Source organism: Deltaproteobacteria bacterium, from assembly GCA_021737785.1.
In the GTDB taxonomy this organism is placed as follows: Bacteria; Desulfobacterota; DSM-4660; order Desulfatiglandales; family Desulfatiglandaceae; genus AUK324.
Map to the genome: position 1 here is coordinate 52,522 of JAIPDI010000025.1, position 12,711 is coordinate 65,232.

The window sequence follows — 12,711 nt, forward strand, 5'->3', positions numbered from 1 at the left end:
AAAAAGTCCAATATTTTGGATTGATTTTCCTAACCTTTCAGTAGTATCCAGAACATATGAATTCGACGCCTTGGAATCGGAAAACCAAATTATCTCCAAATGACGAGGACGCTCACAGAGGGAGGGACGGCATGGATAAGGGACAAATCGCAGAAATAATCCGGAGGAGATTGAACCTTGAAGACCAGGATTGGTCAATGATTGAAAAAACCCCTAGATTTCAAAAGCTTTTTCAAAACGCAATTGAAGCATCGAAATACAGACTGGTTGCCGAAGTGACCGAATCAAAAGGCTGCCACTCAGGACATGTCGTCGGTCAACAGCTGATTTTTGATAATTCCGGCAATCTGCTTACCAAGGAGAATCCGGATCGGATATGTGCATTCCTGATGCCGAATCTGACGGTGCTTATAAATGCATTCTTTGAAAACTTTATGAACGGACGCAATCCGAACGAGGTGATGTTCAACACCACCGGATGTTTCGATACAGGCCCTTCCTGTGGCGGTTGGGGACATGTCGTGGTGAGAATGCAGGCGGAGTTGATTCCAAGATAAATTGAGACTTCGCACTCTCTGTAGCTTTTCAGTAATTACTGGGAAGTCCGAGCCCGAGTCAATCCCTTCCCTCAGTCAACCGCCACCCACCAACCCAAAGCAGAGCGTCTCTGAAGCCGCAGGAGCCGGACCCGGTTTGCGGCCAAGGACCTGCCGGGCTGGCAGCCGGTCCTTGTTTTCCTTGACATCCAAGATCCATCTCAGGATACTCTTATATGAATGGACGTTCTCTGTCACCTTATCACCTCCACGAGCAAACACGAGTTAATATACCGAAAGGAGGTGGGCCATGTACGCCCTCATCTATGACCAACACCAACTGGATCACCCGCAAAAACGAGTCTTTTCCGTCCATAAGAGTCGGACAACTGCTGAGAAAGCCTTGGAAAAGAGGATGAAAACCCTTGATCGAAGGGTCTGGGAATGCCATACCCGAATCGTGTGGGTAAGCCGAAAGGTCGGTGCCGGGGACCTGCTCGGGCCCGGGGATTACGACACCTGGCGTCCGGGTGAAGAGATTCCCCATGGAGACCTGTATTCCGATTCAGACTGATGCCCTTTGGGTGAAGAAAAAAAGGCAAGAGACGGGATGCGCGGGGAAAAGGGTCTAATATAGGCAAGGCTTGGCCAAGTTAGATATTCCAGCCCTTGCTTACAACGAAAGTATACCTAATCCTCAGTTCGCAACTCCGGTGTCCGGAGCTGATCGCATCCCCCCTTCTCCCTCTGGATTTGGTTGATGGCATTGTCCAGCGACTGCAGGAAGCGGGAACGGTCGCGCTTATCAAACGGCGGAGGTCCTCCCGTAACCTCACCCCACTCCCGCAGCTCGGAGAGGAGGTTTCGAGTGGCAAGGGCAGAACCGATGTTGTCTTCTGAGAAGGGTTTCCCCGTGGGTCCAAGCACATAGGCGCCTTTGGCAACGCACCGGGCTGCGAGAGGAATGTCCGCCGTGATAACAATGTCGCTCGCCTCCATATGTTGGACTATCCAGTCGTCGGCTGCATCCATGCCCTGACCAACAACTTGCAGGTCTATGTTCCCGCTCTCCGGGATCCGCATTCTTACCCCTGCTACCAACGTGACGCTCAGCTGGTAGCGGTGAGCCACTCGATAGACCTCCGGTTTCACCGGACAGGCGTCCGCGTCTACGAAGATGCGCAGCAATCAATCTCTCCTTTCAATTCTCCCGCTGAGGGATGATCCCCTTTACCCGGCCAACCACCCCGTTTTCCAGGCGCACCTTTATGCCGTGGGGGTGAGTGGCGGAACGTGTCAGAATTGTGTGTACAATCCCTTCCGTCAACCTGCCGGAGCGCTGGTCCTGTTTCTGCACAACCTGCACCCGATCCCCCGGCCTGATGTGGGATCGTTTTTTATTGTCCATTCCTGTCCACCATGAAAAGCACCATCGCTCCTTTGGCAAATGATACCCGATTCTTCTCTCTGCCTAAAATAGTTGAATGGATTGGTAAACTGCCTCTTCTTGAGTATACAGGACGCAAGACACCGTATCTACCACCGTCCAAATCCTGAAATCACTTCAAACGAAGCACCTTCTCTGCACCCTTGAAGAAAATGGTGCCTTATCGGCAAGCGCGTGGGGGTCTCTTTCTCCCGCTCTCCATTTTCCCGATTGCTCTGCAGTGACCTCACAGAGAAGGGAATTGTATCCAAGGCGATTTGAGGGCGTATGTTTGAATGTCGTCAAAACATTGACGATTCCTTCATAGAAGCGCCCGGGGCGCCCCTTGCATATCCCCAATGTGCCCATGACATCGTCCAAATGAACCGTTTACAATAGATCTCTCGTTTTGGCATCATATTTGCATTTCTCCACATGGCGGAAGCCCCAGGACTATACAGGTAGACTCATGACCAGAGGAGGCATACAGAATGGGATTGATTGAAATTGAAGAAAGCAAGAGAGGGACAGGCCCTTATGCACCCGATCTATCCACAAACAAATACTATAGCGTGGAGTTCTCAGTCAATGGTTCGTTTTTTGTCCACCAGTTTAAGATTCGGAATCTGACAACGTCATCCATTGGGGTTCTGGTCAATGAGAATTCCGAGATTATCGATTTGCTCAGGGTCGGCGATGTCATCAAAATGAAGTACTATCCCAAAGATTCATTCCTCCCTCCAGACCTGATGGATACGGAAATCCGGCATATCAAAAAAGAACGCCAGGGACGCTTTAACGGACACTATCTCATCGGCCTGGCCATCCGATCTCAGACGCTCCAGGAGCAGCTTCACTAGGATAACCGGCCTGGGCTCGGCGGTTGCTTTTCAGGCATAATCAACTCCTTTCAATAAACCCATCCCAGGAATCCCAGACAGATGATATTGGCGATTACGGCCGTGAGGTAAAGGCACGTCACAACGGCAATTTTGGCCGTGTGGGACCTGAGGGAGAGGACCAGAATGGTGGCCACGTAAAAGTGGAAGTAGCCGAAGAAGAAGATGAGCCAGATCCCGCCGAAGCTGCGGTTCCACCAGGGGTATTCCCAGACCAGGAGACCTCCCTTATTGAGCGCGCATTCCACGAACACGCAGAACGCTGCATAGCCGATGGCCCAGAACCATCGATTGGGGATTCCCAAGATTCTTTCGGCCGGGTCCTCCGACAGGGTGTGATAATAGATGATGCCGGCAATGGCGAACATGAACATGATCTCGATGTTCCAGCCCACCATGGTCCGGAGGGCCGTTTCGCCGGGCACGGTCCAGCAGGCGGAATGCTGGGTAAAGTGAAGCACCCAGCCGTTCCAGGTCTCGTTGATAAAATCCATGCCGAACAGGGTCAGCCCGGCATAGACCGCATCCCAGTTGCCCGATGACCGCGCCGCCTTGATTTCCCGCGCGTAAATATAGAACACAACGGCCAGCAGAGGGATGACATACCACTTGAGTGTGGACAGGTCTCTCAAGTGTTGAAGGGCCAGTTCGGATGCGTGCGTCACGGGATCCTCCCTTCAGGACAAACAGCCGGTTGTTTCAGAAAGACGGCAGAAATTTTCAGAACATATATGACATGTTCCGTCTGTTCAGTCAATTCTCTTGATGGTGCGGGCCGCATAAACAACCATGCGTTTTTGTGGATTCGAAGCATTCTGAGGGCTCTGTGAGAGACCTGCCGGGTCGGAAGCTCGGGTCAGCGGGAGGATGGTCGCCAAGGGGCGAACTTGAGGAGGAGGAGCATGCCCGGGGCGGCGATGAGGGTGCAGGCGATGAAAAAGCCTTCCCAGCCAAAGTGTTTTGCCAGAAAGCCGGTGGGGGCCGAGGCTATCACCCTCGGAACGCCCATAAGACTGCTCAGGAGGGCATACTGGGTGGCGGTGAAGCGTTTGTTGGTGATGCTGGCCATGAAGGCCACATAGGCCGCAGTCCCCATGCCGCCGCTCAGGTTCTCAAAGGCGATGACCCCGGAAAGGAGCGGGACGCTGTGCCCGACGCGGGCCAGGAGGGCAAACCCGGCCGTGGATACGGCCTGAAGCACGCCGAAGATCCAGAGGGACCGGTTGATCCCGAGCCTGAGCATGATCACCCCGCCGATCAGGCTCCCCACCACCGTGGCCCAGAAGCCGAAGAGCTTGACCACGGCCCCGATCTCGGTCTTGGTGAATCCGATGTCGAGATAAAAGGGGGTGGTCATGGCGCTGGCCATGGTATCGCCGATCTTGTAGAGGAGGATGAAGGCCAGTATCCAGAGGGCCCCTTCCCTGCTGAAATACTCGGTCAGGGGATCGATGACCGCCTCCCGAAGACGCCTGGGGGCCCCGGGCGGGAGCGGGGGTTCCGGGGCCATGAGGGTGGTCAGGATCCCCGGCAGCATGCCGCCGGCCATGATGAGGTAGACCGAGGCAAAGGGGATGTGGTCCGCCAGGATGAGCCCGCCCCCGGACGCCAGGAGCATGCCCAGCCTATAGCCGTTCACGTAGAGGGACGAGCCCAGTCCCAGTTCCGCGTCCGAGAGGTCCTCCCGCCGGTAGGCGTCCACCACGATATCCTGGGAGGCGCTGAAAAAGGTGACCAGAAATGCGGCCACGGCCACCATCCAGGGGTTGGCGCCCGGATTGGTCAGGGCCATCGCTGCGATGGCCAGGGCCAGGGCCACTTGGGCCGTGAGGAGCCACCCCCGCCTCCGGCCCAGGAAAGGGAGGGTATATCGGTCCAGAAAGGGGGCCCAGAGGAATTTGACCGTATAGGGGAGGCCCACCAGGGCCATCAAGCCGATGACGGTCAGGTCCACCCCTTCCTCCTGCATCCAGGCCTGAAGGACGGTGATGGTCAACAGAAGGGGCATGCCGCAGGAAAAGCCCATGATGAGGGCCACGAACATGCGGTGGCTGAACACGGTTTTCAGCAGGGGTTTGCGATCGTCAGGGGACATGTATTGGATTGATGATGGATGATTGCAGATTGTTGATTGAAAGGCAGCAGAGAAGCAAAAAATATGGGCTCGGTTTTCTTAATAACGTGTTCAATGAGTTGGGTCGTTGAGTTGACAGACTGACGCTCCTGTCGGGATTGAAGGTTTAGCCACAGGAGGCGCCGGGTTTGACGAGGTTTTCACTCAATCGTCAATCAACAATCATCAATCGCCAATCATTCCGTGAGTATCTGCACTGTTTCGGCGATCTCCTCAAGGGATACGGCGTCCCTCAATGACTCCATCCGTTTCATGACCTCGGCAAAGCGGATCCCCTCGGCCGCACTGATCCATTCCAGTTGGAGCCGTTCGGGCCGCATTCCCAGCTTTGCCATCTTTTTGTGTATTTTTGCGACCCGCTTTTCGGTCCAGTGATTGGCGTCGATATAATGGCAGTCGCCGATATGGCACCCGCTCACCAGGATCACGGGCGCCCCCATCTTAAAGCCCTCCCAGATGAACTTTTCATCGACCCTTCCCGAGCACATGGTCCGGATGAGCCGCACGTTGGGAGGGTACTGGAGCCTGGACACCCCGGCAAAGTCGGCCCCGGCATAGGAGCACCAGTTGCAGGCAAAGGCCAGGACCTTTTCCTTGGGGTCCTCTTCCAGGAGGGCATGGACCTGATTAAGGATCTGGTCATCGGTGAAATGATTCATGACAATGGCGTCGAAGGGACACTCTGCCGCGCAGGTGCCGCATCCGGCGCAGGCGGCGGTATTGACCACAGCCGGGGTCTTCCGCTTGACATCCACGGTGATGGCGTTGTAAGGGCAGACCTCCGCGCACTTGCCGCACGACTTGCATGCCTCCGCCACCACCATGGAGGTGATCGGCTCGGTGGTGATCTCCCCCTTGTGCATGAGTCGGATGGCCCGTGCCGCGGCGGCCGAGGCCTGGGTCACGCTCTCCTTGATGTCCTTGGGGCTTTCCGCACATCCGGCGTAGAAGACGCCCCGGGTGGCAGCGTCTACCGGCTGGAGCTTGGGATGGGCCTCCAAGAAGAACCCGTCCGGGGTAAGCTGGAGTCCCAGCATCTCCTGAAGCCGCTGGGTGCTGGAGGCCGGTTTGATCCCCAGGGCCAGGACCAGCATATCTAGAGAATGGGTTTCGAGTTTGCCGGTGGCCGTGTTTTCCACCGATACCTTCAGGCTCTTGTCCGGTCCTTCTTCCACGGTTCCCGGAAGCCCCCTGAGATAATGCACCCCCAAGCGCCGGCTTCGCGTGTAGAGGTCTTCAAAGCCCTTTCCAAAGGCCCGTATGTCGATGTAAAAGACCTTGAGGTCCATGTCGGGATAGTGCTCTTTGAGCATGAGGGTGCTCTTCACCGTGTTCATGCAGCAGATATTGGAGCAGTAGCTTCCTCCCTTTTTGGCGGAACGGGACCCCACGCACTGCACAAACCCGATGGACCGGGGCGGTTTTCGGTCTGTGGGCCGAAGGACCTCTCCTCCGGTCGGTCCACCGGCATTGATGAGCCGTTCCAATTCAAGGCTGGTGACCACGTTCGGAAACCGGGCATAGGCGTATTCATCCATCTCAGTAGGGTCGTAGACCTCCAGGCCGGTGGCCACCACTATGGAGCCTACGGTCTCGACGATCTCTTCGTCGGACATGTGAAAATCGATGCACCCCTTGTCGCAGGCGTCCACGCACTTGGCGCAGACCACGGGATTGTGACCGAGGCACTCGGCGATGTTGATGACATAGGCCGAAGGAACGGCCTGGGGAAATGGGGAGAAAATGGCCCGCCGGGAGGAGAGGCCCAGGTTGAACTCATCCGGACGCACCACCGGGCAGACCTTGGCGCATTCCCCGCATGCCGTGCATTCCTTTTCATTCACGTAGCGGGCCTTTTTCAGTATCCTGACATCAAAATTGCCGACATAGCCCTTGACATCGACCACGTCGCTGAGGGTGTAGAGGGTGATCCGGGGATGTCGACCGACATCCGTCATCTTGGGCCCCAGTATTCAGATGGAACAGTCCATGGTGGGAAAGGTTTTGTCCAGCTGGGCCATGACCCCGCCGATGCTGGGCAGTTTTTCCACTAGGACCACGTCGTAGCCGTTGTCTGCAAGGTCGAGGGCCGCCTGGATCCCGGCCACGCCGGCTCCGATCACCAGGGTCCTCTTGGTCAGGGGAAGGGTGTCCTCATGGAGCGCCTCAAGGAGCCGTATCCGCGATACGGCCATCTTGACCAGGTCCCGGGCCTTTTGTGTGGCCCCCTCGGGATCCTTCATGTGGACCCAGCTGCACTGCTCCCGTAGATTGGCCATCTCCAGGAGATAGGGATTGAGTCCGGCCGACTGGAGCATCTGTCTGAAGGTGGGTTCGTGCAGCCGCGGGGAACAGGATGCCACCACCACCCGGTCCAGTTCATACTCCTTAATATCATCCTTCATCTGTTGCTGTCCGGGCTCTGAACAGGCGTAGCCGATATCTTTGGAGACGATCACATCGCTCAGAAGTGCGGCCGATTCGGCCACCTTCCGGCAGTCCACCGTCTGGGCGATATTGAGTCCGCAGTGACAGACATAGACCCCGATGCGGGGGCTTTCAGCCGAAGGTTGCGTCTCATTGTCAAGCACACTTGCTTCCATTGTTTCCTCTTTCTCCCGAAATCCCTTTACTCCCATTCGATGGTCTGGGCCAGGACGCTGGTGACGTCCATCATTTCCATCTGAAGCGCCTCGCCCAAAAACGGGTCCTCCATGGCGCAGCGGAGATGGATCTGACACTTGGGACAGGCCGTGACCAACAGATCGCTTCCTGTTTCATGGGCCTGCCGGATGCGTTTGACCTGAAGGGCCTTGCTGAATGCATCGCACCCGATCCAGGCGCTGTTTCCGCAGCAGATGGCGCTGGCGCCATGATCCGCCATCTCGTCGAACGATACAGGATTCAGCCGCCGGATCAGTTTCCTCGGGAGATCCGACCGATTTTCAAGGCGGCTCAGTCGACAGGGATCCTGAAAGGTCAGTTTCCTGTCCAGTTCCTTGAAACTCACGGCCCCCTTGTCGATCTCTTTTTCGATCAGATCAAAGATGTGGGTGACCTTGAACCCCGGATCCACGCCCTGCCGAGGATAGTCCCTGGCAAGGGTGTGATAACACTCGGGGCAGGCCGTGATGACCTCTTCAACCCCCATGTCCTGAAGGGCGCGCACATTCAACTGCGCCAGCTTCAAAAAGTTCTCCTGATCGCCGGACCAGAGGAGGTCGTGACCGCAGCAGCGCTCATCCTGGAGAAGGGCCGGATGGATGTCGAAGAAATTGAGAAGCCGCAGGCTGTCCACCAGTGTGTTGCGGGTTTTGACCCCCAGATGGGTCCTGAAAAAGATATCAAAATAAGGGGCGCATCCTCCGAAAAAAAGGACCTTGCTGTCCGGATCCGTCCGAATGTCTTTGGGGAGCCAGTCCCAGTGTCTGATCGGGAGTTCTTCCGATGTCATGGTCCGCATCAGGGATTGAAAAAATCCCCCGTGGGCCGCGTAGCTGTTTGAGCCTCTCGTTGCCAGGTAATGGCGAAGATCGCGGATGAACTCGGCAAAATTGACTGCCGACGGGCACCGGTCATAACAGAGCCCGCAAGTGAGACATGACCAGATGTCCTTCTGGACCGCGGGGTCGTCGATATGCCCGGCAATCACCTCGCCGACGATCCCCCTCGGAGAAAAGGGCTTCCCTGCGAGGGTCAGGGGGCAGGCGGAGGAGCACTTCCCGCAGTCCTGACAGGCATAGACATCGTGGGCGGATACGATGTCCTTAACCCTGTCTTCACCTTCAGTTTCCAGGATGCTTTCTTCTGAAGGGACCACTAAACTGGGACCCATTTCCCGTATTTCCGCTGAGAAGTCCTGGAGAAACGACAGGAGCCGTTCCGGTTCATCGGGGAGAAAGGTGGCCAGACGAAGGCGATCCTTTCCAAGGCCCAGCAGCTCCAGGATTCCCCGGGTATCTTCCACATGACCCTGCGCATTGGACGATCCTGTTCCATACCGGCATGAACCGGGCCGACACCCCACCAGGGCCACGCCGTGGGTCCCCATTTCAAAACACCTGAGCAGGAGGGCCTTACTGATCCTTCCCACGCACGGAATCCGGACCATCTTGATCTCGTCCGGAATTAGGGCGGCCGTATCCTGAAGCGTCTGAAATGCCGCATGGGGGCCCCAGTTGCACATAAAGAGGATGATATTAAATTCTTTCATGGATGTGTTTCATTTCCCCATTTTCGTTCATTGACAGACGTTCACGGGCTCAGGGTTTCGTGCAGGTCCTGATCCGTTGATCCGGTCCCCAGCGAGGGCCGGAAAAGTACCGCACTCAGCAGTTCTTCCAGATACCCCTGATTTCTGTATGGGCTGTCAGCGGCATTCGACGGGCATACCGAGATGCAGTTGCCGCACCCCTTACAGAGGGCCTCGTCCACCTTTGCCACCCACCCGCCCACGGTGTTCTCGTGGAGGGTCACGGCCTGGTAGGGGCAGATACGAGTGCAGCGGCCGCAGCCCCGGCAACGATCTTCGTCCACCACCACAGTGAATCCCTTGCTCTGTCTCGGCCCCCGGGGCATGATGGCGGCGGCAAGGGCGGCGGCCGCAGCGCCGGCCCTTCGTTGAGACACGGGAATCCCCGAGGGATAGGCCTTGAACAGTCCCGCGATGGGGGTGGCACCGGGATAGGCAAAGGGAATTCCCGAGAGGTCGCTCTTTTGCATGGACGGCGACAGCATGATGCTCGGGAGACCCTCCTGGGGAATGTAGGGGATCAGCGCTCTCGCCTTGTTTCCTAAGATGATGGCCCCCACCTGCATCACCTGAGAAAACCCGTCGGTCTCGACAAATATCTGAAAATTGCCCAGGTTGCCGCTCATGCCGTTGACCCTGGACCCCTCGAAACAGTGGATGTTCGGATGGGCCAGTTCCGTTGACAGCGGTTTTTCACGGGTCCCGAACAAAAACACCTCAAGCCCGGCAGAGGCCAATGTCTGGGCACTGCTGACAGCGGCTTCAGACTCGCCGATGACTGCGGTGGCAAAATTGTATATTCTTACCGGGGCCGGCAGGGGCCGCAGGGTCCTGGCCCTGCTGATGGATCGGTCGATCAGTCCGGAAAACCGTTCCATGGCCGCATCCCGGTCATGTGCCAGATACCGGAGGGCCTCGCCCCTCAGATTGCAGGTCTCCACCATGGCGCGGCTGACGCCTGTCCCATGGAAGAGGGCGTCCTTCAATCGACTGCGTTGATCTGTGCAGGCACTGCATACGAAGTCGAGGGGGCAGCACACACACGACGCAAGGACCACCCGGGTCAACCCCTTTTCACGGATCGCCCGCAGAATGCCGGACGTCCCTTCCACGACGCATGCAGCGGGCATGACCTCGGCGTGGACGATTTCCTCTCTTTGCGTCAGGGCCTCGACATATGGATTCATCTCGTCTATCCAGCCGAAGGCATCATTGCACCGGCATACGAAGACGCCCATGCGGATCTCAGGGGACAGGTCCGGGTCCGGGGGGAGGAATGAGACGCCGCGGCCTCTCGGTCGCTGGGAGGTCCCGCCCAACAATACCATGGCCTGGGCCGCAGCGGCAAAGCCACGGACAATCATGGCATTTACATCCGATTTGGCGGCCTTGGGACCATAGGCCCTGAGTACATCTTCTCCTTTGACCGCGGGCGCTGCTTCCGGGTCGGCGATAATCACCACCCCTGCATGCTCCACCCCCTCTTCCGCCTGTTGCTGGTGCTGAATGGCACTCAAAGAGCCGCAGGCCTCGGTGCAGAGGAGGCATTCGGAACAGATCCCGCACTGGAGGCACCGTTCGGCCTCCGATATGACCTGGGATTCGCTCAGACCCAGGGCCACCTCCAAGAAGTTATCTTTTCTGATGGCCGGTTGTCTCTCAGCCATGGTGGGCCGGGCAAGAGAGGGGATGTCTTCGGGGATCTGAAGATACTCCCGGGCTTCGGGTCTCGATGAGCCATTCAGCGGGATCTCTTCTTTGCTGAGGGCCGTATGCACCGAACGGGCGACCGCCCTGCCCGAGGCCATGGACTGGACCACACTGGAGGGACCTGTCACTGCATCGCCTGCCGCATAGACGCCGTCCATATTCGTGCGTCCGGCTTCATCAGCCTCCAGGAAGCCGTAAGGTGTGGTCCGAAGCCCGGCAGGGTCTCCCTTTCCACTGGATTCGGTCGGGGCGGGAAAGGCGCCTGCCTGGCCGATGGCCACAATGACCCTGGAGAAATTGAGCTCAAAAGGCTCTGACGCGGGAACCATGACCGGCCATGCAATGCCGTTGGCATCAGGGGGGCCCGGTTGTGTGGACCGGCAGGTTAGATGGGTCAGCCTTCCGTTGCGGCCGGAAAAGGCCGTCACCTGGGTCTGATCCACGATGGCGATGCCCTCTTCCTTGGCCTGCTTGACCTCTTCTCTGTCTGCCGGTATCTGGTCTTGGGAAAACCACGAAATAATGGTGACATCGGCGCCCAGACGCTTCATGGTCCGGGCGGTATCAAAGGCGGCATTCCCGTCGCCGATGACGGCCAACGCCTCTCCCTGCAGCGCTTCCTGCTGTCTTGCCTCACCCCGGGTGTCAAGCCCTTCACGGTAGAGCCGGTTCAGGGCAGCGAGGCATCCTTCGACCCCTTCAAGGTCCTCTCCCGGCACCCCCAGTTTCCTGTCTGTCCAGGATCCTACGGTCAGTATCACGGCCTCGAAATCTTCCCTCAATCGGTCCAGGGACTGGAAGACATTCACCTCATGGGAGGTAACCATTTCAACCCCTGACCTTCTGACGTATTCGAGGTCGTAATCCAGGATATCTCTCGGAAGACGGTGCGGGCCGATCCCGTACCGGAGCAGGCCGCCTGCTTCGGTTTCCTTTTCAAAAACAGTCACCGGGTATCCCATCCGGGCCAGATCAGCGGCAGCGGCCAGTCCGGCCGGCCCTGAACCGACCACGGCGATCTTTTCTTCTCTCGCAGGGGTGGTCTTGATCGACGGGGCGCTGGCGTGGCTTTTCTCGTAATCCGCTACAAACCGTTTGATATCTCTGATGGCAAGGGGTTCATCCAGTTCTCCCCGTCGGCAGGCCGCTTCGCAGGGATGGGTGCACACCCTTCCACAGATTCCGGGGAGGACATTGTCTCTTCTGACCACATCGAGGGCCTCCTGGTACCGGCCGACGCGTGTGAGGGCGATGTAGGCCTGGGCATTGACCCCCAGGGGGCATTCAGTCTGGCACTGCGGCTGACGGCTCTTTTCAATGACCGGTCTCCCCGGAAGGGACTGCCTGCCGGCAAATCGTAACGGCTTCCCCCCGTCCGGGAGGGATACCGGACAGACCGCCGCACACCGGCCGCACAAGACGCATTGGTTAGGGTCGATATACGTCTGGGAGGTTTTGATTCTGGCGCGGAACCCCTGGGGGGTGTGCTTGAGAGAGAGAACCTTGGCCGGCAGGACGCAGCGAATGCGGGGATTGCGCAGGATCCGGATGAGTCCGGACCGGTATGCGAAATTGAGCGGTACGCCGGAGGCCAATCGCCATTCTTCATGGGCCAGTTTTTGGTCCAGATCGGGATCCGTGTCCACCAGGATGACGGGAATTCCCAGCTCGCCCAATTTGCTGGTGGCAGCGATCCCTGCGGGCGTGGCACCGATGACAATAACCCTGTGCAGACGGTCTTTCGGGCGCGTCAT

Annotated in this window: 10 protein-coding genes; 3 read left to right on the plus strand and 7 right to left on the minus strand. The window is 57.6% G+C overall.

Annotated elements, in window-relative coordinates:
- Positions 1–131 precede the first annotated feature (131 nt).
- Both K9N21_13535 and K9N21_13540 read left to right on the plus strand, forming a co-directional pair.
- Positions 132–557, plus strand: coding sequence for a hypothetical protein (locus tag K9N21_13535; GenBank protein ID MCF8144932.1), 426 nt, complete (start codon positions 132–134; stop codon positions 555–557).
- A 394-nt stretch (positions 558–951) separates the two neighbouring features.
- On the plus strand, positions 952–1,110 hold the full coding sequence (locus K9N21_13540) for a hypothetical protein (GenBank protein ID MCF8144933.1): 159 nt from the start codon (positions 952–954) through the stop codon (positions 1,108–1,110).
- A gap of 116 nt (positions 1,111–1,226) precedes the next feature.
- Here the strand turns inward: K9N21_13540 and K9N21_13545 are convergent, their stop codons facing one another.
- Both K9N21_13545 and K9N21_13550 read right to left on the minus strand, forming a co-directional pair.
- Entirely contained in the window at positions 1,227–1,724 is a 498-nt protein-coding gene (locus K9N21_13545; GenBank protein MCF8144934.1) for a YaiI/YqxD family protein, read from the minus strand.
- A 13-nt stretch (positions 1,725–1,737) separates the two neighbouring features.
- Entirely contained in the window at positions 1,738–1,944 is a 207-nt protein-coding gene (locus K9N21_13550; protein ID MCF8144935.1) for a YwbE family protein, read from the minus strand.
- 509 nt (positions 1,945–2,453) lie between these two features.
- On the opposite strand from K9N21_13550, the gene K9N21_13555 reads away from it, so the two are divergent.
- Positions 2,454–2,822, plus strand: coding sequence for a hypothetical protein (locus K9N21_13555; protein MCF8144936.1), 369 nt, complete (start codon positions 2,454–2,456; stop codon positions 2,820–2,822).
- 50 nt (positions 2,823–2,872) lie between these two features.
- Here K9N21_13555 and K9N21_13560 read toward each other — a convergent pair whose 3' ends face one another.
- From K9N21_13560 to K9N21_13580, 5 genes are all read right to left on the minus strand, one after another.
- The gene (locus K9N21_13560) at positions 2,873–3,526 is read right to left on the minus strand and encodes a hypothetical protein (GenBank protein ID MCF8144937.1); all 654 of its coding nucleotides are present in this window, start codon (positions 3,524–3,526) and stop codon (positions 2,873–2,875) included.
- Between the two features lie 191 nt (positions 3,527–3,717).
- Positions 3,718–4,956, minus strand: coding sequence for an AmpG family muropeptide MFS transporter (locus K9N21_13565; protein ID MCF8144938.1), 1,239 nt, complete (start codon positions 4,954–4,956; stop codon positions 3,718–3,720).
- Between the two features lie 215 nt (positions 4,957–5,171).
- Positions 5,172–7,598, minus strand: a complete 2,427-nt coding sequence (locus K9N21_13570) for a hydrogenase iron-sulfur subunit (GenBank protein ID MCF8144939.1) — start codon at positions 7,596–7,598, stop codon at positions 5,172–5,174.
- A 26-nt stretch (positions 7,599–7,624) separates the two neighbouring features.
- The gene (locus K9N21_13575) at positions 7,625–9,208 is read right to left on the minus strand and encodes a hydrogenase iron-sulfur subunit (GenBank protein MCF8144940.1); all 1,584 of its coding nucleotides are present in this window, start codon (positions 9,206–9,208) and stop codon (positions 7,625–7,627) included.
- Between the two features lie 41 nt (positions 9,209–9,249).
- On the minus strand, positions 9,250–12,711 hold the full coding sequence (locus K9N21_13580; GenBank protein MCF8144941.1) for an FAD-dependent oxidoreductase: 3,462 nt from the start codon (positions 12,709–12,711) through the stop codon (positions 9,250–9,252).

Excerpts from the sequence above, each read along its gene's own strand:
- K9N21_13535 (MCF8144932.1), top strand. The coding sequence starts at position 132 with ATGGATAAGGGACAAATCGCAGAAATAATCCGGAGGAGATTGAACCTT.
- K9N21_13565 (MCF8144938.1), bottom strand. The coding sequence starts at position 4,956 with ATGTCCCCTGACGATCGCAAACCCCTGCTGAAAACCGTGTTCAGCCAC.
- K9N21_13555 (MCF8144936.1), top strand. The coding sequence starts at position 2,454 with ATGGGATTGATTGAAATTGAAGAAAGCAAGAGAGGGACAGGCCCTTAT.
- K9N21_13580 (MCF8144941.1), bottom strand. The coding sequence starts at position 12,711 with ATGACGCGCCCGAAAGACCGTCTGCACAGGGTTATTGTCATCGGTGCC.
- K9N21_13540 (MCF8144933.1), top strand. The coding sequence starts at position 952 with ATGAAAACCCTTGATCGAAGGGTCTGGGAATGCCATACCCGAATCGTG.
- K9N21_13575 (MCF8144940.1), bottom strand. The coding sequence starts at position 9,208 with ATGAAAGAATTTAATATCATCCTCTTTATGTGCAACTGGGGCCCCCAT.
- K9N21_13550 (MCF8144935.1), bottom strand. The coding sequence starts at position 1,944 with ATGGACAATAAAAAACGATCCCACATCAGGCCGGGGGATCGGGTGCAG.